Source organism: Pseudomonas sp. N-137, assembly GCF_034555295.1.
GTDB classification, from domain to species: Bacteria; Pseudomonadota; Gammaproteobacteria; order Pseudomonadales; family Pseudomonadaceae; genus Aquipseudomonas; species Aquipseudomonas rhizophila.
In genome coordinates, this window is the sequence record NZ_JAXUDQ010000004.1 from 123,821 (window position 1) to 143,196 (window position 19,376).

Annotated in this window: 20 protein-coding genes and 1 riboswitch; of the genes, 5 read left to right on the top strand and 15 right to left on the bottom strand. The window is 61.7% G+C overall.

Annotated features, from left to right (window positions below; translation table 11 throughout):
- Nucleotides 1-3: 3 nt before the first annotated feature.
- Both rmuC and T3A99_RS00955 read right to left on the bottom strand, forming a co-directional pair.
- A complete protein-coding gene (gene rmuC / locus T3A99_RS00950; protein WP_196304611.1) occupies nucleotides 4-1,386 on the bottom strand; it encodes a DNA recombination protein RmuC in 1,383 nt (460 codons plus the stop codon).
- A 178-nt stretch (nucleotides 1,387-1,564) separates the two neighbouring features.
- A complete protein-coding gene (locus T3A99_RS00955) occupies nucleotides 1,565-1,888 on the bottom strand; it encodes a hypothetical protein (RefSeq protein ID WP_076383767.1) in 324 nt (107 codons plus the stop codon).
- Between the two features lie 965 nt (nucleotides 1,889-2,853).
- Between T3A99_RS00955 and T3A99_RS00960 the strand changes: the two genes are divergently transcribed.
- The 3 genes from T3A99_RS00960 (at nucleotide 2,854) to T3A99_RS00970 (ending at nucleotide 5,266) form a co-directional block, all read left to right on the top strand.
- Nucleotides 2,854-3,078 (top strand): hypothetical protein, encoded by a 225-nt coding sequence (locus tag T3A99_RS00960; protein ID WP_007898912.1) that lies wholly within the window; start codon nucleotides 2,854-2,856, stop codon nucleotides 3,076-3,078.
- A 277-nt stretch (nucleotides 3,079-3,355) separates the two neighbouring features.
- Complete coding sequence (locus T3A99_RS00965; RefSeq protein WP_047228705.1) at nucleotides 3,356-3,838, top strand: hypothetical protein; 483 nt, start codon at nucleotides 3,356-3,358, stop codon at nucleotides 3,836-3,838.
- A gap of 144 nt (nucleotides 3,839-3,982) precedes the next feature.
- Entirely contained in the window at nucleotides 3,983-5,266 is a 1,284-nt protein-coding gene (locus tag T3A99_RS00970) for an OmpP1/FadL family transporter (RefSeq protein WP_047228706.1), read from the top strand.
- A gap of 90 nt (nucleotides 5,267-5,356) precedes the next feature.
- Here the strand turns inward: T3A99_RS00970 and T3A99_RS00975 are convergent, their stop codons facing one another.
- The 13 genes from T3A99_RS00975 to cobO form a co-directional block, all read right to left on the bottom strand.
- The gene (locus T3A99_RS00975) at nucleotides 5,357-5,908 is read right to left on the bottom strand and encodes a glutathione peroxidase (protein ID WP_047228707.1); all 552 of its coding nucleotides are present in this window, start codon (nucleotides 5,906-5,908) and stop codon (nucleotides 5,357-5,359) included.
- Between the two features lie 183 nt (nucleotides 5,909-6,091).
- Nucleotides 6,092-7,300 carry an MFS transporter gene (locus T3A99_RS00980; protein WP_076383765.1) on the bottom strand — a complete coding sequence of 403 codons (1,209 nt, stop codon included), beginning with the start codon at nucleotides 7,298-7,300 and terminating at the stop codon, nucleotides 6,092-6,094.
- Nucleotides 7,301-7,351: 51 nt separating this feature from the next.
- On the bottom strand, nucleotides 7,352-7,756 hold the full coding sequence (locus T3A99_RS00985; protein ID WP_047228709.1) for a MarR family winged helix-turn-helix transcriptional regulator: 405 nt from the start codon (nucleotides 7,754-7,756) through the stop codon (nucleotides 7,352-7,354).
- Between the two features lie 85 nt (nucleotides 7,757-7,841).
- A complete protein-coding gene (locus T3A99_RS00990; RefSeq protein ID WP_107321743.1) occupies nucleotides 7,842-8,579 on the bottom strand; it encodes an adenosylcobinamide-GDP ribazoletransferase in 738 nt (245 codons plus the stop codon).
- 2 nt (nucleotides 8,580-8,581) lie between these two features.
- Nucleotides 8,582-9,157, bottom strand: a complete 576-nt coding sequence (gene cobC / locus T3A99_RS00995; RefSeq protein ID WP_173406656.1) for an alpha-ribazole phosphatase family protein — start codon at nucleotides 9,155-9,157, stop codon at nucleotides 8,582-8,584.
- A complete protein-coding gene (gene cobT, locus T3A99_RS01000; RefSeq protein WP_322833866.1) occupies nucleotides 9,154-10,209 on the bottom strand; it encodes a nicotinate-nucleotide--dimethylbenzimidazole phosphoribosyltransferase in 1,056 nt (351 codons plus the stop codon). Before cobT ends, cobC begins: the two co-directional genes overlap by 4 nt.
- Nucleotides 10,206-10,727, bottom strand: coding sequence for a bifunctional adenosylcobinamide kinase/adenosylcobinamide-phosphate guanylyltransferase (cobU, locus tag T3A99_RS01005; RefSeq protein ID WP_047228713.1), 522 nt, complete (start codon nucleotides 10,725-10,727; stop codon nucleotides 10,206-10,208). The genes cobT and cobU overlap by 4 nt, the downstream gene beginning before the upstream one ends.
- Before the next feature lie 133 nt (nucleotides 10,728-10,860).
- Nucleotides 10,861-12,312, bottom strand: a complete 1,452-nt coding sequence (locus tag T3A99_RS01010) for a cobyric acid synthase (RefSeq protein ID WP_322833867.1) — start codon at nucleotides 12,310-12,312, stop codon at nucleotides 10,861-10,863.
- Nucleotides 12,309-13,301, bottom strand: a complete 993-nt coding sequence (cobD, locus tag T3A99_RS01015) for a threonine-phosphate decarboxylase CobD (protein WP_047228715.1) — start codon at nucleotides 13,299-13,301, stop codon at nucleotides 12,309-12,311. The genes T3A99_RS01010 and cobD overlap by 4 nt, the downstream gene beginning before the upstream one ends.
- Nucleotides 13,294-14,202 carry an adenosylcobinamide-phosphate synthase CbiB gene (gene cbiB / locus T3A99_RS01020; RefSeq protein ID WP_047228716.1) on the bottom strand — a complete coding sequence of 303 codons (909 nt, stop codon included), beginning with the start codon at nucleotides 14,200-14,202 and terminating at the stop codon, nucleotides 13,294-13,296. Before cbiB ends, cobD begins: the two co-directional genes overlap by 8 nt.
- The gene (gene bluB, locus T3A99_RS01025; protein ID WP_047228717.1) at nucleotides 14,199-14,849 is read right to left on the bottom strand and encodes a 5,6-dimethylbenzimidazole synthase; all 651 of its coding nucleotides are present in this window, start codon (nucleotides 14,847-14,849) and stop codon (nucleotides 14,199-14,201) included. Before bluB ends, cbiB begins: the two co-directional genes overlap by 4 nt.
- The gene (locus T3A99_RS01030) at nucleotides 14,846-16,240 is read right to left on the bottom strand and encodes a cobyrinate a,c-diamide synthase (protein WP_047228718.1); all 1,395 of its coding nucleotides are present in this window, start codon (nucleotides 16,238-16,240) and stop codon (nucleotides 14,846-14,848) included. The genes bluB and T3A99_RS01030 overlap by 4 nt, the downstream gene beginning before the upstream one ends.
- Nucleotides 16,237-16,848 (bottom strand): cob(I)yrinic acid a,c-diamide adenosyltransferase, encoded by a 612-nt coding sequence (gene cobO / locus T3A99_RS01035; protein ID WP_047228719.1) that lies wholly within the window; start codon nucleotides 16,846-16,848, stop codon nucleotides 16,237-16,239. Before cobO ends, T3A99_RS01030 begins: the two co-directional genes overlap by 4 nt.
- 77 nt (nucleotides 16,849-16,925) lie before the next feature.
- A riboswitch (cobalamin riboswitch) is annotated at nucleotides 16,926-17,163 on the bottom strand.
- Between the two features lie 159 nt (nucleotides 17,164-17,322).
- On the opposite strand from cobO, the gene T3A99_RS01040 reads away from it, so the two are divergent.
- Together T3A99_RS01040 and T3A99_RS01045 are read left to right on the top strand one after the other, a co-directional pair.
- A complete protein-coding gene (locus tag T3A99_RS01040) occupies nucleotides 17,323-17,907 on the top strand; it encodes a hypothetical protein (RefSeq protein ID WP_047228720.1) in 585 nt (194 codons plus the stop codon).
- A 67-nt stretch (nucleotides 17,908-17,974) separates the two neighbouring features.
- A complete protein-coding gene (locus T3A99_RS01045) occupies nucleotides 17,975-19,285 on the top strand; it encodes a PQQ-dependent sugar dehydrogenase (RefSeq protein ID WP_047228721.1) in 1,311 nt (436 codons plus the stop codon).
- Nucleotides 19,286-19,376 lie beyond the last annotated feature (91 nt).

Genomic DNA, 19,376 nt, shown 5'->3' on the forward strand with positions numbered 1-19,376 from the left:
ACATCAAGCCTGAGGCTTTTCGGTCTCTTCAGGCAGTTCGGGCAGCCCATCGACATCGGTCATTGCCCGTTCGAGCAGTTCGGCTGGCAGGCTTTTGCTGGCCCGGGCGCCGAGCAATTTGAGTTGTTCGCTGCGGCTGATCAGATTGCCACGCCCTTCTGTGAGTTTGTTGCGCGCCGCACTGTAGGCTTTGTCCAGTTGCTGCAAACGGCTGCCTATTTCGTCCAGGTCCTGAATGAACAGTACGAACTTGTCGTACAGCCACCCTGCCCGCTCGGCGATTTCCCGGGCGTTCTGACTCTGGCGCTCCTGTTTCCACAAGCTGTCGATCACCCGCAACGTCGCCAATAGCGTCGTCGGGCTGACGATCACGATGTTGCGGTCGAAGGCTTCCTGGAACAGGTTCGGTTCGGCTTGCAGCGCGGCAGAAAACGCGGCCTCGATCGGTACGAACAACAACACGAAATCCAGGCTGTGCAAACCATCCAGGCGCTTGTAATCCTTGCCGGCCAGACCTTTGACGTGGGCCCGCAAAGACACCACGTGCTGCTTGAGAGCGAGTTGGCCGATGCTGTCGTCCTCGGCGGCCACATATTGTTGATAGGCCGTAAGACTGACCTTGGAATCCACCACCACCTGCTTGTCGCCGGGCAGGTAAATCAGCACGTCCGGCTGGAACCGTTCGCCGTCCGGGCCCTTGAGGCTGACCTGGGTCTGATACTCGCGGCCCTTCTCCAGGCCGGCGTGTTCAAGCACCCGCTCCAGAATCAGCTCACCCCAGTTACCCTGGGTCTTCTGGCCTTTGAGGGCACGGGTCAGATTGGTCGCTTCATCGCTCAGGCGCAGGTTCAGCTGTTGCAGCCGTTCCAACTCCTTGCCCAGGGAGAAGCGTTCCCGCGCCTCGGCTTGATAGCTTTCCTCGACACGTTTTTCAAAGGATTGGATGCGCTCCTTCAGCGGGTCGAGCAACTGCCCCAACCGCTGCTGACTGGTTTCCGCGAAGCGTTGCTCACGCTCATCGAAGATTTTTCCTGCCAGCTCGGCGAACTGTGCCCGCAACTCGTCTCGCGAACCTTGCAGGTCGTCCAGACGTTGCTGATGACTTTCCTGTTGCTCACGCAGTTCGGCATGCAACGAAGCCGCCTGGGCATCGAGACGCCGCAGTTCCGCTTCTTTTCCGGCACGCTCCAAGTTCCAGGCGTGGGCTGCGTCTCGGGCATTGTCGCGTTCGATCTGCAACAACTCGACTTCGCGACAAGCGGCGGCAAGCTCGGCTTGCCGGGCGGCGTTGGCCTGGCCCAGGTCGCTGATTTCATCGCGGCACGCATCGAGCTGGGCGTTCAAACCGTCGTGGGCCATGTGGGCGGTGGCCAGACGCTCCTCCATTAACGCGAGTTCGGTTTGCGCGGCGCTGGCCTGGCGTTGCAGGTGCCAGGCCAGGGCGAGCAACGGCACCGCAGCACCCGCCAGGCCAAACAACAGGCTGGTCAAATCCATAGCCATGACAATTCCCGCCGATGAAATAAAGCCCGCAGGTTAACCAAGCGGCCAGGGGATGCCCAGCTCAGTCTTCGATTTCACCCAGCGCCTGGCGCGCACGATGATCCCCGGCCCTGGCAGCCTGACGCAGCAGATCCTGGCCGATACGGCGATCGCGCGCGTTCCCGCACTCACGGCACATCAGCTGACCGAGGCGACTTTGCGCAGCTACCACGCCTTCCCGGGCTGGTTGCTTGAGTAAACGGCCGGCCAAGTGTTTGACACTGGTGTTTTCCCCAAGGCGCGGGCTGTCGAGCAGCCATTCGGCCACGCGCATCGAAATGCGTTTGGGTGGGGTAACACCGGCGGGTGTGGAGGTAACAGGATTTGATACTGAGCGAAACTTCATAAAGCACTGTGGGACAGATCAGGAAGGCGCGCCACTCTACTCCTTTTTTCGCACGGGTAAAGTCGAAAAAATCCGGCACGCCCGTGCTAGAGCAAGCGCTTGGGACAATCCACAGAAGCTGTGGATAACTCAGTGGACAACCCCCCCTGAAGTCGCCGTAAGCCCTGTGGAACGGGGCCTGCGCTCAAACTGACGATTTTTTCACCAGTAAAAAAAAGCGATGTTTTTCATTGACTTAAATTTTGGATACAGGCACCCACCCCAGATTGTTTCCACATGACAATACGGTGACAACCACCGCATCGAGTGTGCACAAGTAACACGTGAAATGGTTATATGGTTGCGCCGTTTTGGCTCATTTGCGCGGTAAAACCTGGGGATAACCTGACGACGTGCTGGCCGTTGTCCGTCGGCTAAGCGCAAAACCATTGATCGGTTCCTGTGCTATGGCCGATCACCGATGGGCAAACAAGCGATCAGTCGGCGACCAGGCAGGATATTTTTTCCCATCGTCCTTCCCTTCGACCACTCGATCCGTTACTATCCGCGGCGTTAGTACCAAGCTGAAAGTCAATTCCGGGTCGAATACATCTCCACGGTCAGCCTTCTTCAAGAGAAGCCTCACCGACAAAAAGAGACCGACCCCCTCGATGGTTTCCAGGTAATTCTTGCGTCAACACTGCCTTTGATCGATTGCAAAGGATGTTGCCAGACTCGTTACTCTGACCGAACCAGCCTGCAAAATTGATCAGGATCTTCACCCCGGGCCCAGAACCTTTGCCCTTGATGTGTTGCCTGCCCTCCTAAGTACCTACCTGCCAGCCCAAGCGCGCACTTTATATAGCGCTCAAACTGGCTGCTTTGTTCCAGTCGGGTTCTTCGTTCGACCAATGGTGGTCGACGTTACTGGAACGTTTTAACGTTGCACGGTTCTTAACCGTGTCATTTGTAGGAACACCCATAACATGTCGACTCAAATCCATACACAGGATGCCATCCGCACCCTAACCAACGCTTTTGCCCCAATGAACTGCCTGATCATGGCCGCTCGCAAAGGCTGCTTCAGCTTCACGCTGGTCAACGAACATGGCATCGCCCGTCACAGCGAACGCCTGTACCCCGATCAGTACTCCAGCGCAGAACCGCTGCAGGCCGTGATCGAGCGTACCCGTCAGGCACTGGTTGCCTGATACGCCGCAAAGGCTGAAACCCTAAGGCCCCGCCCCAAAAGCGGGGTTTTTTATTGCCCAGAATTTCTCGATAAAGCGCAACGGCTTAAGCACCGGGGGATATAACGGTTATAACCGTTCGGCGAAGATGTTTTAAAAACAGTCCTTTACAGCGGGAATATGACACTACACTTCAAGTCAAGCGGCATGATCCGCTTCCGGCGGAGCCTGAACCGAACCACCGCTGCCAAGCCCACACCCATTTCAGGCTCTGCCCCTTTCACGTTTCGAGGGTTTTATGGGTATCGCTGCCAGCGAACTGTGTCGATATGTGATCCGCCCGACGCTCCTGTACCTGGAGCGCCACAGTGCAACGGCGGAATCCTTGTTGCTGGGGATTGCCGCCAGCCAGTCCGCCCTGGGATCAGCCCTGCATGACCGTCGCGGGCACGGCCTGTACCGCATTCCCGAACCCCGCCACCGGGCGCTCTGGGACCATTACCTGGCTCTGGATCCGGAACGAGCCAGCCTGGTTCGGGGCCTGGCCAGCCAGCACGCCTTTCTCAGCGGCCCGCACCTGGAATTGACCGTCAATCTGCGTTACGCCACCGCCATTGCCTGGCTTTTGGTGGAGGAACAGAACCTCGCGCTTCCTGAAGCCGATGACCTGTTAGGCATGGCCCGGATCTGGCGCCAGACATTTCACCCTCAAGGGCGCCTGCGGGATTTCACCTGCGCCTGGCAAAGTTGTGTTTCGCCGCTGAATCAGGTCGCCTGCTAAGGTCAGATCTGGAAAGTTCCTACAACAGCCGCGAATTTGGTCTGATTGTCCTACAAAACCGCTCTAAATCAAGCCATACAGCCTATAGCGCTTAAACGAAAATGTTGGTAATTTTCGCCCCGGTGATCACCTGGAGTTCTAACAATGAAAAAAATGATGCTCAAAACCACCCTTGGCCTTGCCGTTACCTTGGCATCCACGCAGATTTTCGCCAGTGGCTTTGCCTTGAACGAACAAAGCATCAGTGGCATGGGCACCGGTTTCGCTGGGCGTTCTTCCTCTGCCGATGATGCAAGCACTGTGTTTGGCAACCCGGCCGGCATGTCGCGCCTCAAGCGCCAGCAAGTTACGGGCGGTATGGCCGCTATCGACGCGTCCACCGACATCAACGACGCCAGCGGTAGCCAATCGGGCACCAACAAGGGCGACATGGTGCCGTTCACTGCCGTTCCGATGGGCTATTACGTCAAGCCTATCGATGATCAATGGGCTTTCGGCCTGGGTGTATACGCACCGTTCGGCCTGATCACCGATTATGAAAGCAGCTTCCAGGGTCGCAACTTCGGCAGCAAGAGCGAAGTGAAAGTCGTCGCCTTCCAGCCCACCGTCAGCTACGCCTTCAACGACAAGGTGTCGATCGGTTTCGGCCCGACCATCAACCACATTTCCGGCGCACTGGAATCGACCCTGACCACGCCGCTTTCACCGAACGATGGCGAAGTGAAGATCAAGGGCGACGACATTGGCTATGGCTACAATATCGGCGTGCTGGTCCAGGCGACCGACACCACTCGTGTTGGCCTGACCTACCACTCCAAGGTCAAGTACAAACTTGAAGGCCACACCAAGGTAAGCCCGGGTGCCGGCACTCCTGCCGGGTTCCTGAGCGGGGCGCGTTATGACGCTTCGCTGGACATCACGACACCTGAATCGGTGGACTTTTCGGTCACCCAGCAGCTCAACGATGCCTGGACCCTTTATGCCGGCAGCACCTGGACTCGCTGGAGCCGCTTGAAAGAAATCACCGTGGACAACGAAGGCGTCACGCCTGCAAACGGTGGTGCACTGGCCCCTGCGTTCCTTGGCACCATTACCGAGGAACAGAACTGGCATGACACCTGGGCCTACGCCATCGGTACGTCCTACCAGTTGAACAAACAGTGGGTGCTGCGTACCGGCCTGACTTTCGACCAGTCACCTACCAACAACATCGACCGCTCGCCACGCATCCCTACCGGCGACCGGACCATCTTCAGCCTGGGTGCAGGTTGGAGCCCGACCGAAGACCTGACCATCGACGTGGCGTATTCCTATCTCAAGGAAGAGAAAGTCAGCGTCAATCACAGCAACGCTCTGGGCCAGTCCTACAACGCTGAATACGAAAACAGCGCAAATGGCTTCGGTGTCGGTGCAACCTACCGTTTCTGATGATTCATGGCGGGCCTGAACCCCTCGCCATCTGAAGCGAAAAAAAGCCCCGCACTCTGCAAAGAGGCGGGGCTTTTTCGTGACTGGCGATCAGGGGCGGGAGGCGATGGCCGCTTCTACCGCCTGGATGAATTCAGGATCGTCGGGTTTGGTCCGACTGGAGAAGCTGGCGACGACTTTACCCTGGCGGTCCACGACATACTTGTAGAAGTTCCATTTCGGTGCCCCGGACTGTTCGGCCAGATGCTTGAACAACGGGATGGCGTCCGCGCCGCGTACCGGTTGGGGCTCGGTCATGGTGAAGGTCACGCCATAATTGACGTAGCAGACCTTGGCCGTCTCTTCGCCGTCCTTGGATTCCTGTTTGAAGTCATTGGACGGTACCCCCAGCACTTGCAGACCGTCACCTTTATAGCGCTGGTTGAGTGCCTCCAGACCTTTGAACTGCGGGGCGAAACCACAGAAGCTGGCAGTGTTGACCACCACCAGCGGCTGGCCGGCGAAACGCTGGCACAGATCGATGTTTTCCTTGGCCCGCAACTTGGGCAGCGAGCCCTCCAGCATGGGTGGGCAGTCAGCGGCCCATACGTGCCCGGTCAAAGCCAGCAGCAGAGCGGGTACAGCAAACCTGCGCATCAGCATGTCGCAATCTCCTTGAAAGCACGTCAGACCCCGACGTTACTCCCCCCTACCCGGCGCCGTCCACCGCTCAGCAGGTGCCCATACCCAGTTGCATCAACGCCAGCCCGCCCTGATGCCACCCCCACCAGGCGACCACCAGCAGCAGGCCGGCACCGGCAGCAATCAACCACGGGCCTACGCGGCTCATGCCGCACCTGCCTGAACTTGCAGCCGCGCCACCGGACGCTCACGCACCGGCCAGTTCAACGCCGCCGCCAGCAGACTGAGCAGGATCGACACCTGCCAGATCAAGTCATAACTGCCGGTTCGGTCGTATACCACCCCACCCAGCCAGCCCCCCAGGAACGAACCTAACTGGTGGAACAGGAACACGATCCCACCCAACATTGAGAGATTTCGTACACCAAACAACGTCGCTACCGTGCCGTTGGTCAAAGGCACCGTCGACAGCCACAAAAAGCCCATCGCCATCCCGAACAGGTAAGCCGTGGTAGTCGTCACCGGCAACCACAGGAACAAGCCAATCACCACCGCCCGCAACAGGTACAACCCGGTCAGCAAGCGCGGCTTGGACATCCGACCGCCCAACCAGCCTGCGGTGTAGGTGCCGAAGATATTGAACAGGCCGACCAGGGCCAGCACGGTCGTGCCGACGCTGGCCGCCAGGTGCTGGTCCACCAGATAGGCCGGCAAATGCACGCCAATGAATACCACTTGGAACCCACAGACAAAAAAGCCAACCGCCAGCAGCCAGAAGCCGGAGTGGCTGCAGGCCTCGCGCAGCGCTTCGGACAAGGTTTGCTCATGACCGGTCAGCGGCGCAGGGGTGTCCTTGAGCATGCTCACCAGCGGCACGATCAGCGCCACCAGCAGCCCCAGCGCCAACAGCGCGGCAGACCAGCCGAGCCAGCCAATCAGCCCCAGCGTGCCCGGCAACATGGCGAATTGGCCGAAGGAGCCGGCAGCGCTGGCGATCCCCATGCCCATGCTGCGTTTTTCCGGCGGCACAGCACGCCCGACCACGCCGAGGATCACCGAAAACGACGTGCCGGACAGACCGATACCAATCAACAGACCCGCGCTCAATGAAAGCGACCATGGCGAGTCGGCCATGCCCATGAAGACCAGACCGAGGGCATACAGCACGCCACCGATGAGCACGACTTTCGCGGCACCGAAGCGGTCGGCCAGCGCCCCGGTAAAAGGTTGCGCCAAGCCCCAGATCAAGTTCTGCAAGGCAATGGCGAAGGCAAACACCTCACGACCCCAGCCAAACTCGGCACTCATCGGCGCCAGAAACAGCCCGAAGCCATGCCGTACACCCAGGGACAACGCCAGGATCAGCGCGCCGCCCACCAGAACCCAACCACAGGTACGCCACATCGATGTCATTTTATTCTCCGGTCACGGGTATATACCCGCTTATCTTCGAACGAACCGGCTTCACGCCAGTTCATCCAGCAAGGCCAGCAACGTTGCGCGCTTTTCGGCGCCCAGCTTATCGATCAATCGTTGTTGCGCCGCTTCCCAGGCCGGCAACGCCGCCGCCAGCCGGGCATGCCCGGCTTCAGTGAGTTCGACAATGCGATTGCGCAAGTCTTCACCTTCGGCCAGCGCCACCAGCCCCTCACCTTCCAGTACCCGCAGGTTGCGCCCCAGGGTGCTGCGGTCCAGGCCCATGGCCTCGGCCAGGGAAGAGATACTCGGTTGGTCCAGGCGCGCCAGGTTGCTCAGCAAGGAATACTGGGCGACGTTGATCCCGAAGCCGTCGAGGGCGCCGTCGTAATACCTGCTGACGCCCCGAGCGGCGCGACGCAGGTTGATGCACAAACATTGGGAGGCAAGCATAGTGCGTGTATATACCCGCGATTAAGGGAATGCAAATTTTAATTCAGGAAATTTCAAACTGAATCCCCAGCCAGACAGGTAGCGCTCAATTCCAGATCAGCACCAGCCCCACCAACACCACCATTTCAAGCAGCTCCAGCAAGGCGCCTGCCGTATCCCCGGTACACCCTCCCAGCCTGCGCAACATCATCTGGCGCAACCCGATAAATACCGTTAGAGCGATGACCAGCGCCGATACCCCGACCCAGCCCGCCACCAGCAGGCCCCCTAGCGCACAGGCCAGCAATACCTGCCAGCCGCTGTGGCGCGGCAGATGGTCGGCGAGCGCCTGCCCTAACCCGCCGGCACGCACGTATGGGGTGGTCAGGAATAACCCCAGCAACGCGCCACGCCCCAACACCGGCACGATGATCAATGCCAGGGTTTGTCGCTGCTCGATCAGGGCCAGCAATGCGGCGAATTTGAGCAGCAGCACCAACACCAGCGTAATCACCGCAATCGGCCCGCTGCGAGGGTCTTTCATGATCAGCAGCGTACGCTCGCGATCGCCAAAACCGCCGAGCCAGGCATCCGCGCTGTCGGCCAGCCCGTCCAGGTGCAGGCCGCCGCTAAGCAGCACCCAAGCGGTGAGCAACAGGGCTCCATGGAGCAGCAGCGGCGTGCCAAGCAACAGGGCATCAAGCCCCCACAACAAGCCTCCGAACAACAGACCTACGAGCGGATAAAACAGCAACGAACGCCCCAACTGCGCAGGCTCAGGCATGCCCGGCAAGCGAACCGGCAGGCTGCTCAGGAACTGCAAGGCGATCCAGAACGCCAGCATCTTCAGCCCTCTTCCTTCAACACCGAACCAGGCGACACCCGAAGAGAAAACAGCGCGCCATGAGCCACTTCTACATTGAGCAACTGCTCCCGAGGCAGACCGCGGGCTCGCGCCAGCAGCAAGCGCATCACCCCGCCATGGCTGACCAGCAATACGCGCTGCCCTGCATACGCGGTCCTCAGGCGTTCAACCGCCGCCAGGACTCGCTTCGAAAACTCCAGCACCGGCTCGCCGTCTGGCGGAGTGAATGCGTAGGGATCGGCCCAAAAGCGGCCCAGCGCCTCGGCGTCGGTGTCCATCAACGCCGCCGCGCTGCAGCCTTCCCAGGCGCCGAAATGCAGCTCCTGCAGATCCTTGTCCAGGTGCACCGGCACATCGAGCTGGACGCCGAGTTGCTCAGTGAAACGGGCGCAACGCTGCAACGGCGAACTCACCAGCCGATCCCAGGGCCCGCCCGCCGCGACCGCCTCGCGCATCTGCTCCCAGCCCCTGTCCGTCAAGGCATCGTCGAGGCTGCCACGCAGCCCGCCGCCCAGTTCGGTCTCGCCGTGGCGCAGCAGGTCCAGGTGCAAAGTCATGCCGGGCGATCCGCCACAGCCGCTTCGGCAAACGTCGCCATCTGCCCGTGAAGATCACACGCCAGGCGCAACAGCGGCACCGCCAACGCCGCACCACTGCCCTCACCCAGGCGCAGACCCAGGTCAATGAGCGGCTCAGCGCCGAGGGTTTCCAGAACGTGCCGATGCCCCGGCTCGGCACCGCGATGGCCGAACAACAGCCATTGCCTGCATTGAGGATTGAGACGCACCGCCACCAGTGCTGCGACGCTGCAGATGAAACCATCCACCAGCACCGCAACGCCCTGCTGGGCGCAGGCCAGATACGCGCCAGCCAACGCTGCGATTTCAAACCCGCCCAGGTTGAACAGTGTTTGCAGTGGATCGTTACGCTGTGCACCGTGCAACGCCAGGGCGCGCTCGATGACTTGAGCCTTGCGGCTGACACCCGCGGCGTCCAGCCCGGTGCCCGGCCCGACCAGGTGAGTCACCGGGCAGTCAAGCAAGGCACAGGCCAGGGCACTGGCCGCCGTGGTGTTGCCAATGCCCATTTCGCCGCCGATGAACAGCTGCGTTCCGGCGGCGACAGCACGCAACACACTGTCACGTCCGGCCAGCAATGCCTGCTCGCCTTGGGTCACGGTCATCGCCGGCCCCTGCACGAAATTCGCGGTACCTGGCCCCACGTTCAGATGCCGCACACCGGGTAGCGCCAGCGAAGGCGTCACAGTGCCCAGGTCAACCACTTCCAACGAGGCGCCCAGTTGCCGCGCCAATACACTGATCGCCGCGCCACCGCTGACGAAGTTGAGGAGCATCTGCCCGGTGACTTCCTGGGGATAGGCCGATACGCCTTCGGCCACCACACCGTGATCACCTGCGAAAATTGCGATCCAGAGTTGATCCAGGCTCGGCTTGACCTGCCCTTGCAAACCCGCCAGTTGCACCGCCACTGCCTCGAGTCGCCCCAGGGAGCCGGACGGCTTGGTCAGTTGTTGCTGACGGACCGCAGCCTGCTCCAGGGCCTGGGTGTCGAGGGGCTTGCACGGGTCCAGCCACCAGCGATGATTCATAACGCAGTACCTTTGAGAGTCAGGGGCAAGCCGGCAACGGTCAGCACGACGCGCTGGCAACGTTCGGCCAAAGCTTGATGCAGCCAACCGGCTTCATCGACATAACGGCGAGTCAACTCGCCCAGCGGCACGACACCCATTCCGGTCTCGTTGCTGACAAAAATGATTTCGCCCGGCAGCGCGCCAACGCACTCCAGTAGAGCGTCACGCTCGGCGTTCAACTGCTCGAGGTTGTCGAGCATCAGCAGATTGGTCAGCCACAGGGTCAGGCAATCCACCAACAGGCATTGCCCTGAACCGGCGTTATCGCGCAGCACCCGCGCCAGGGCCAACGGCTCCTCCACCAGCGCCCATTCGGCCGGACGGCGAGCGCGGTGTTGGGCGACCCGTTCGTTCATCTCGCCATCCAGAGGTTGGCTGGTGGCGATGTAGGTAACGGGCAATCGGCTGTCTGTGGCGAGCTTTTCGGCCAGGCGACTCTTACCGGAGCGGGCGCCGCCGAGGATCAGTTGCAGCATGTTTTTTACCTTTCAAATTGGCCGTGTTGCTGCCGGCTTCATCGCGAGCAGGCTCGCTCCCACAGTGGTTGTGCGATGCACACAAGTCCCTTGTGGGAGCGAGCCTGCTCGCGATGAGGCCAGTGCAGCCACCCTAGATCCCACACAGCTCACGCAACAGCCCGGTATCCAAATGCCGCTCCACCAGATCCGCCAACCGCTCGATGTCCCGCTCGCGCAACCCGTGGTAGTCCACCGCCTGCACATTCTGCAACCCGGCCCAACGCAGCAAGGCGCTGCTGGCCGCCGCTGACTCGAACAGCCCATGCAGATAGGTGCCGAAAATCTGTCCATCCAGACTCTGGGCGCCATCACAACGCCCGTGATCCAACTGCACCGCCGGGTTTTCCAATGCCGGGCCTGAGGTTACACCGGCATGGATTTCATACCCGCTGACCTCGGCCTCTTCCAGGGCCAGTCGACCGCGCACATTGCGCAACTGCTTCTCGTGTTCCAGGGTCGTTTCGAAAGCCAGCAAGCCCAGCCCGGTGCTGGAGCCCGCGGCCCCTTCCAGCCCCAGCGGATCGTGGACCTGCTGGCCGAGCATCTGCAGACCGCCGCAGATGCCTAGCAACTTGCCTCCATAACGCAGGTGACGATGGATGGCCGTCTCCCAACCGTTGGCGCGCAGGTAGGCCAGGTCACTGCGCACGCTCTTTGAACCCGGCAGGATGATCAAGTCAGCCGCGGGAATGGGCTGGCCTGGGCCGATGAATTGCAGATCGACCTGCGGATGCAGGCGCAGCGGATCGAAATCGGTGTGGTTGCTGATGCGCGGCAATACCGGCACCACTACCTTGAGCACCTGCTCGGCCTTGTCGGCCTGCCGTTGATCGAGACCGTCCTCGGCTTCCAGATGCAGGTCCATCACGTACGGCAACACGCCAATCACCGGTTTGCCGGTGCGCGCCTCAAGCCAGTCCAGGCCCGGTTGCAGCAGGGCGATGTCGCCGCGAAAACGGTTGATGATGAAGCCCTTGACCCGCGCCTGTTCGCTGGGCGAAAGCAGCTCCAGGGTACCCACAAGGTGGGCGAAGACGCCGCCGCGATTGATATCGGCAATCAGCAGCACCGGACAGTCCACCGCCTCGGCAAAGCCCATGTTGGCAATGTCACCGGCGCGCAGATTGATCTCCGCCGGGGAACCCGCGCCCTCCACCATCACCACCGGATACGCCGCGCTCAAACGTTCGTGGGAGGCCAGCACCGCTTGCATCGCGATGGCTTTGTAATCGTGATAGGCCACGGCATTCATGGTGGTGACGGCGCGGCCATGGATAATGACCTGGGCGCCGGTGTCGCTGTTGGGCTTGAGCAGCACCGGGTTCATGTCGGTATGCGGTTGGAGACCGGCCGCCTGGGCCTGCACGGCCTGGGCACGGCCGATTTCACCGCCATCGGCCGTTACCGCGCTGTTGAGTGCCATGTTCTGTGGTTTGAACGGCACCACGCTCACCCCCTGACGCCTGACCCAGCGGCACAACGCCGTGACGAGAGTGCTTTTGCCGGCATCGGACGTGGTGCCCTGCACCATTACAGTGGTCATTGGATGTCCTTGGCGTAGGCCTCGAAAGCTTGTTCCAGGCGCAGGAATTCACCGTCATCGGCCGGCAACCCGAAGCGCAGGCTGCTGGTATGGGTAAACAACCGCAGAAGAATGCCGCGCTGGGCCATGAAATCGTAAAGTGCCTGGGCGTGCTCAGTGACCAGCCATTGGAACAACCCGCAGCCGCCCTGAGGCTTGAAGCCGTGGCGTTCGAGCGTCAGCGCCAGGCGCTGACTGGTGTCTTCGCAGCGTTGGCGCTGGCGGGCCTGGGCGTCGGTGTCCAGCAGGCACGCCTGGCCCACCACCCGGGTCGGCCCGCTGACGGCCCACGGCCCGACTTGTTCGGCGAGCAACTTGAGCAAGTGGCGCTCGGCCAATACAAATCCCAGGCGAGCCCCGGCCAGGCCAAAAAACTTGCCGAACGAACGCAGCACGATCAATCCGACCTGATGGGCATGGGCGGCCAGGCTCAGTTGTGGCGTGACATCCATGAACGCCTCATCCACCACCAGCCAGCCACCGCGCTGGGCCAATCGGGCATGCCAGTCCAGCAAGCGCTCGGGGCTCAACAGCAAGCCCGTGGGGTTGTTGGGGTTGACCACCACCAGCACGTCAAGGCTGTCGAGGAAGAAGTCCACCTCCGGCTCCAGCACTTCACGCACGATGTAACCACTGCGGCGCCAGGCTTCGGCGTGTTCGGCGTAACAGGGTGAGAGGACGCCGACCTTGCCGGCCCGACGCAGGCGCGGCAAGAGTTGGATGGCCATCTGCGAACCCGCCACCGGCAGCACATGCATGGCGCCGTAATAATCGCAGGCGGCCTGTTCCAACCCGTCATCGGTCTCAGGCAGGCGTGCCCAGGCCCGCGGTGCAATCGCCGGCACGTCGAACGGCCAGGGCGCCAGGCCGCTGGACAGATCCAGCCAGTGCGCCTCGGCAATCGCGTATTGCCGGGCCGCGTTGCGCAGGCGCCCACCGTGCTCAAGCATAAAACTCAGCTCCCAGGCAGAGAATCAGCAACCACAACCATACGCCACGCTGGACCAGTTGCCAGCCGCGATCAATGGCGTCGGCGTTCGCCGGCGCGCCTTCGCCCAAGGGCGGACGTTGATGCAATTGGCCGTGATACACCGCCGCGCCACCCAGTTCGACCCCCAGCGCACCCGCGCCGGCGGCCATCACGGGCCCGGCATTGGGACTGTCCCAGGTCGGGCCCTGAGTGCGCCAGCACCTGAGCGCCAGGCGGGTTTTTCCAAGCACGGCGTAAGTCAGCGCCACCAGGCGCGCCGGAATGTAGTTGAGCCCATCATCGATCTTGGCCGCCGCCCAGCCGAAGCGCTCAAAGCGCTCGTTGCGATAGCCCCACATGGCGTCGAGGGTATTGCTCAGGCGGTACAACACCACACCGGGCGCGCCCGCGACGGCGAACCAGAACAGCGCGGCGAACACCGCGTCGCTGCCGTTCTCCAGCACCGACTCAGTGGCGGCACGGGCAACGGCAGTCTCATCCAGTTCAGCGGTTTCGCGACTGACCAGATAGCCGACCCGCCGGCGCGCTTCATCCAGATCCCCGCCGCGCAGAGCCCGGGCCACTGGCTCGACATGCTCCCCGAGACTGCGCAGGCCAAGGGCGAGGTACAGCGCCAGGATTTCCACCAGCCAGCCCACCAACGGCGCCCAGGACAGCGCCGTCGCGAGCAGGGTCAACGGCACCACGGCGATGATCCACGCCGTCACGCCATGGCTGCGCCAGCCACGCCCGCCGGAGTTGAAACGTTGTTCGATACGATCGGCAAAGCGACCGAACGCCACCAGCGGATGCCAGCGTCGAGGTTCGCCCAACAGCGCATCCAGCGCCACCGCGGCAGCACTGAGCAACGCCACACTCATGGGCTTACTCCCCAATGGTTTTCGTAGAGCAATTCATCCAGCGCACGCGGCTGCGCCCAGCCTTCCAGAGCGAGCATCGGTGCCGGGTAAAACCCCTCGACCGGCCCCAGGCACAATATTGCCAGCGGTTTGGCGCCGGCGGGCAGGCCCAACAGCTCGGCCAGGGCCTGGGGCTCGAACAGAGAAACCCAGCCCATCCCCAGCCCTTCGGCGCGAGAAGCCAGCCACAGATTCTGAATCGCGCAAGACAGCGAGGCCAGGTCCATTTCCGGCAGGGTTCGTCGACCGAAGACATAGCGCTCGCGATCATCCATCAACGCCGCCACCAGCACTTCGGCGCAGTCGTTGAGGCCTTCGACCTTGAGCTTCATGAATTCATCGCTGCGCTCGCCCAGGGCCTCGGCGGTGCGGATGCGTTCCTGTTCCACCAGTTGACGGAGTTGCCCACGCAAGGCGCGGTCGCTGATGCGAATGAACCGCCACGGCTGCATCAGACCCACACTGGGGGCTTGATGCGCGGCTTCCAGCAGGCGGCGCAGCAACGCTGGCTCAACGGTGCCGCCGGTGAAGTGGCGCATGTCGCGGCGTTCGGCGATGGCCCGGTAGACGGCATCGCGTTCGGCCTGGGAGAAGGAGTTGTCTGTCATGACCGCTTCGCGAGCAGGCTCGCTCCCACAGGGGTCAGGTGATCGGAGGTGGGGGCGAGCCTGTTGGCGATAGCGGCCTCAGGATCAGGCGCAAACAGCGCGGCAATCGCCCTTGGATTCGACGGAAAATAGAAGTGCACATAGGAAGCCGTCATCCGACCCTGCCGGAAAACCGCCTCCGCGCCACGCCCGCCATTGGGGCTATGGCCTCGGGCAATCGGCTCCAGCCCGGTGCTGGTGAGGGAATGATGATAGGTATGCCCGCGCAAAGTGCCCTCCGGCAACTCCACCGATTGCAGCGCCAGGGCCGCCAGACGCTTTTGCATCTGCGCGTCACCGGCCAGCAACCCAAGCAGCTCGGCGCGGGTGCCGTCCACATCCGTCAACGAGTCCAACAGATAAAGCATGCCGCCGCATTCAGCCAGCAAGGGTTTGCCTGCTTGATGGTGCGCGCGGATCGCCGCCAGCATCGGCGCGTTTTGCGCCAGCGCAACATGGTGCAATTCCGGATAGCCACCGGGCAGATACAGGCTGTCCGCCGCCGGCAGTTCGCTGTCATGAATAGGTGAAAAGAAGCTCAGTTGCGCGCCCATGGCTCGCAACAAATCAAGGCTGGCGCCATAGGTGAAGGCGAACGCTTCGTCCCGGGCCACGGCGATGTGCACACCTTCCAGCCACGGCTGCGCGGCAATCACCGCTGGCGCGACGAACTCCACAGCCGGCGGCAACGCCACTTCACAACTGCCAGCCAAGGCATCGGCGGCGGCGTCGAGGCGCAGGTCCAGATCATTCAATTCACTGGCCTGGACCAACCCAAGGTGGCGACTTGGCAGCTCGATACCGGTTTCCCGTGACAGGGCGCCGTACCAGCGCAGGCCTTCGGTCAGGCTGCCTTCGAGCAACTGCGCATGACGCAAGGTGCCGACCCGATTGGCCAGTACCCCGGCGAAAGGCAAGTCCGGCTGATACCGCGCCAGGCCCAGGGCCAGGGCACCGAAGGTCTGGGCCATGGCCGTGCCATCGATCACCGCCAGCACCGGCACGCCGAAGTGCCGGGCCAGATCGGCACTCGATGGCGTGCCATCGAACAGCCCCATCACCCCTTCGATCAGAATCAAGTCGGCTTCGGCAGCAGCTTCCCACAACAATCGACGACTCTCCTGCTCGCCGACCATCCACATGTCCAGTTGGTAGACCGGCGCGCCGCTGGCCCGCTCCAGGATCATCGGGTCGAGGAAATCAGGTCCGCACTTGAAGACCCGCACCCTACGGCCCTGCTTGCGGTGCAAGCGGGCCAGGGCGGCGGTGACCGTGGTTTTGCCCTGCCCGGAAGCAGGAGCGGCGATCAGCACCGCCGGGCAGTGACGACTCGCCAAGGGAACATCGCTCACAGTTCGACGCCCTTCTGCGCCTTGATACCCGCCTGGAACGCGTGCTTGATCATGCCCATTTCGGTGACGGTGTCGGCCAGTTCAATCAATTCCGGCTTGGCGCCGCGACCGGTCACCACCACATGCTGCATCGGCGGACGGGCCTGCAAGTCGCTCAGCACCTGGTCCAGGTCAAGGTAACCGTGCTTGAGGGCAATGTTGAGTTCATCGAGCACCACCAGGCCTATGGACGGGTCGCTCAGCAATTGACGCGAAACTGCCCAGGCCGCTTCAGCCGCGGCGATGTCGCGCTGGCGATCCTGGGTTTCCCAAGTGAAGCCTTCGCCCATGACATGAAAGCGCACCTGCTCCGGGAAGCGACGGAAAAACAGCTCTTCACCGGTGCTGTTACGCCCCTTGATGAATTGCACCACGCCGCATTGCATGCCATGGCCCATGGACCGGGCCAGCATGCCGAACGCAGAACTGCTCTTACCCTTGCCGTTGCCGGTCAGCACCAGCAGCAGGCCACATTCGTTGGGCGAGTTGGCGATGCGCTCGTCGATCACGGCTTTCTTGCGCAGCATGCGCGCCAGGTGGCGTTCGTCGCGATCGGGGGTGTGGGTCATGGGAGCTCTCCGTTGGGATTGGATAACGGCGGGCGGGCACAAAAAAGACGGCAACAAGCCTGGCATCGCCCACCGTGATGCCGTTGGATGAATCAGGCCGGTCTCCGGGCTCATGAGCGGCGTGATGCCGGGCTGCGCGCCTTCCCATGTCTACGGACACAGTGGCTGGTGGCCTGTGTAGTGCCAGGCGCAGCGTTGACTCATTTACCGTTGCGGGGGCAGCGCCGGGTTCGTATGCACTCACCGGCTTCCCTGTTTCACTCTGTCGACCCAACGATCGCCCGGTCACAGAGCACCTGAAACAAGCCGCGAAGGTTAGAGGGTTGGGGGTGGAGCGTCAATTAAAGCCGGCACAGGTTCAACAGCGGACATTGGCCCTGATCAATAAAATGACGCCAATCTTGTGCCATGCTGCGGCAAGTGATATCAAATAGGCATCACGACCCGATATCACAATAACAAGAGGGCAAAAGCATGCAAGGCATGATCATCAGCAATCCAAAACTGGAATTCCTGCGCCCGGTGCTGGAACGCTGGTTTGACTGTATCGACCGTTACAACGCCGTGCGCGGCGATAACGACACACCTTACTGGTTCGATGAAAAAGCCAATCTTGGCTTGCTCTCGGCCGCAGCCTGGATGGCCGAGATGGTCACGCTGCAGAACACCCCCACTCGCAAACAGAATGAAGAAGGCGAACGCAACGTCAGCGCCGATCTGTTCATCGCCGGCACCGAGGAGCGCGCGTTCATCCAGGCCACTCAACGCTGGCCGAAGGTCAAGAACCTCAATCTCACCCAGCCGCTGCTCGACATCACCAGCGATGCCAAACGTATCAGCTATTCCAGTGACCTGCGATTGGGCTGCCTGTTCGTCGCACCACAAAAGGCCCAGCAGAGCGCCACGCCGGAAGAACTGCAGGACATGATCGATGAACTGCAGAAGGAAAATACCTGCGCCGTGGCCTGGTACTTCCCTTATGCCTATCGCAAGTTGCGCAATGAGGCCGGGCAGTATCATCCGGGCATCGCCGTGCTGTTCAAGCAGGCCCACGGCTGACCGGTTGAACCATCGCGGGTCTAAGCTTCTCTATGAATAACCACCATGCACTCATAGGGAAGCCCGCATGCTCAAGCCACCACACCTTCTGATCGTCGCATTGGCCGCAGGGCTTGTTGCTTGCGGCGAGTCCTCCACACTGCAGGTTTCCGACGGCACTGGCCCCTCGCCAAAACTGCCGGAACCGAACAAGACCCTGATCCCCACCGTCAACATTGCCGAGGCTATCGGCTGGCCGGATGGCGCCAAACCTACCCCGGCCCAGGGCCTGCAAGTGGGCGCATTCGCCGAAGGGCTGGATCATCCACGCTGGCTCTACGTGCTACCCAACGGTGACGTGCTGGTGGCAGAAACCAACGCGCCGCCCAAACCGGACGACTCCAAAGGCATTCGTGGCTGGGTCATGGAGAAAGTCATGGGCCGCGCCGGCGCGGGGGTGCCCAGCCCCAATCGCATTACCCTGTTGCGTGATGCCAATCATGACGGCATCGCCGAAACCCGTACGGTCTTTCTGGAAAACCTCAATTCACCGTTCGGCATGACACTGGTGGGCAATGATCTGTACGTGGCCGACACCGACCGACTGATTCGCTTCCCTTATAAAGAGGGCGATACGCAAATCAAGGCGCAGCCGACCAAGGTCGTCGACCTGCCGGGTGGCACGCTCAATCACCACTGGACCAAAAACGTGATCGCCAGCCAGGACGGCAGCAAGCTGTACGTCACTACCGGTTCGAACAGCAATGTCGGGGAAAACGGCATGGAGGCCGAGGAAGGCCGCGCGGCCATCTGGGAAGTGGACCGTGCCAGCGGCAATCACCGCATCTTCGCCTCGGGCCTGCGCAACCCCAACGGCCTGGCCTGGGAGCCGCGCAGTGGCGCGCTATGGACCGCGGTGAATGAGCGCGATGAGATCGGCAGCGACCTGGTCCCGGACTACATCACCTCAGTCAAGGACGGCGCCTTCTATGGTTGGCCCTATAGCTATTACGGGCAGCACGTCGATAAGCGGGTCGAGCCACAAAAACCGGAACTGGTGGCCAAGGCCATCGCCCCGGATTACGCCGTCGGCCCACACACCGCGTCACTGGGGCTGACATTCGCCGAAGGCAGCACCTTGCCAGCGCCGTTTACCGAAGGGGCTTTCATCGGGCAGCACGGCTCATGGAACCGTAAACCCCACAGCGGCTATAAAGTGATTTTCGTACCCTTCAACGCCGGCAAGCCGGTGGGGCAACCGGTGGATGTGCTGACCGGTTTCCTGAATGCAGATGAAAAAGCCCAAGGCCGACCAGTGGGTGTGGTGATCGACAAACAGGGCGGGCTGTTGGTGGCAGATGATGTGGGGAACAAGATTTGGCGGGTTTGGGCTAAATAACCGCTGAAGAAGCTGACCTGAACACTGGAACCTGTGGCGAGGGATTGTTCTCTCGCCACAAGAGCTCTGCTGAGCCGGCGCAAAAAGCGAA

What these genes read in the sequence shown, in the direction of transcription:
- T3A99_RS00965 (WP_047228705.1), top strand. Translation starts at nt 3,356, where the DNA reads ATGGGTATCGCTGCCAGCGAACTGTGTCGATATGTGATCCGCCCGACG.
- cbiB (WP_047228716.1), bottom strand. Translation starts at nt 14,202, where the DNA reads ATGAGTGTGGCGTTGCTCAGTGCTGCCGCGGTGGCGCTGGATGCGCTG.
- T3A99_RS01045 (WP_047228721.1), top strand. Translation starts at nt 17,975, where the DNA reads ATGCTCAAGCCACCACACCTTCTGATCGTCGCATTGGCCGCAGGGCTT.
- T3A99_RS00955 (WP_076383767.1), bottom strand. Translation starts at nt 1,888, where the DNA reads ATGAAGTTTCGCTCAGTATCAAATCCTGTTACCTCCACACCCGCCGGT.
- T3A99_RS00980 (WP_076383765.1), bottom strand. Translation starts at nt 7,300, where the DNA reads ATGACATCGATGTGGCGTACCTGTGGTTGGGTTCTGGTGGGCGGCGCG.
- bluB (WP_047228717.1), bottom strand. Translation starts at nt 14,849, where the DNA reads ATGACAGACAACTCCTTCTCCCAGGCCGAACGCGATGCCGTCTACCGG.
- cobO (WP_047228719.1), bottom strand. Translation starts at nt 16,848, where the DNA reads ATGACCCACACCCCCGATCGCGACGAACGCCACCTGGCGCGCATGCTG.
- cobT (WP_322833866.1), bottom strand. Translation starts at nt 10,209, where the DNA reads ATGAATCATCGCTGGTGGCTGGACCCGTGCAAGCCCCTCGACACCCAG.
- T3A99_RS01010 (WP_322833867.1), bottom strand. Translation starts at nt 12,312, where the DNA reads ATGACCACTGTAATGGTGCAGGGCACCACGTCCGATGCCGGCAAAAGC.
- cobC (WP_173406656.1), bottom strand. Translation starts at nt 9,157, where the DNA reads ATGACTTTGCACCTGGACCTGCTGCGCCACGGCGAGACCGAACTGGGC.
- T3A99_RS00985 (WP_047228709.1), bottom strand. Translation starts at nt 7,756, where the DNA reads ATGCTTGCCTCCCAATGTTTGTGCATCAACCTGCGTCGCGCCGCTCGG.
- cobU (WP_047228713.1), bottom strand. Translation starts at nt 10,727, where the DNA reads ATGCTGCAACTGATCCTCGGCGGCGCCCGCTCCGGTAAGAGTCGCCTG.
- T3A99_RS00975 (WP_047228707.1), bottom strand. Translation starts at nt 5,908, where the DNA reads ATGCTGATGCGCAGGTTTGCTGTACCCGCTCTGCTGCTGGCTTTGACC.
- T3A99_RS00990 (WP_107321743.1), bottom strand. Translation starts at nt 8,579, where the DNA reads ATGCTGGCGTTCTGGATCGCCTTGCAGTTCCTGAGCAGCCTGCCGGTT.
- cobD (WP_047228715.1), bottom strand. Translation starts at nt 13,301, where the DNA reads ATGCTTGAGCACGGTGGGCGCCTGCGCAACGCGGCCCGGCAATACGCG.
- T3A99_RS00970 (WP_047228706.1), top strand. Translation starts at nt 3,983, where the DNA reads ATGAAAAAAATGATGCTCAAAACCACCCTTGGCCTTGCCGTTACCTTG.
- T3A99_RS00960 (WP_007898912.1), top strand. Translation starts at nt 2,854, where the DNA reads ATGTCGACTCAAATCCATACACAGGATGCCATCCGCACCCTAACCAAC.
- rmuC (WP_196304611.1), bottom strand. Translation starts at nt 1,386, where the DNA reads ATGGAGGAGCGTCTGGCCACCGCCCACATGGCCCACGACGGTTTGAAC.
- T3A99_RS01040 (WP_047228720.1), top strand. Translation starts at nt 17,323, where the DNA reads ATGCAAGGCATGATCATCAGCAATCCAAAACTGGAATTCCTGCGCCCG.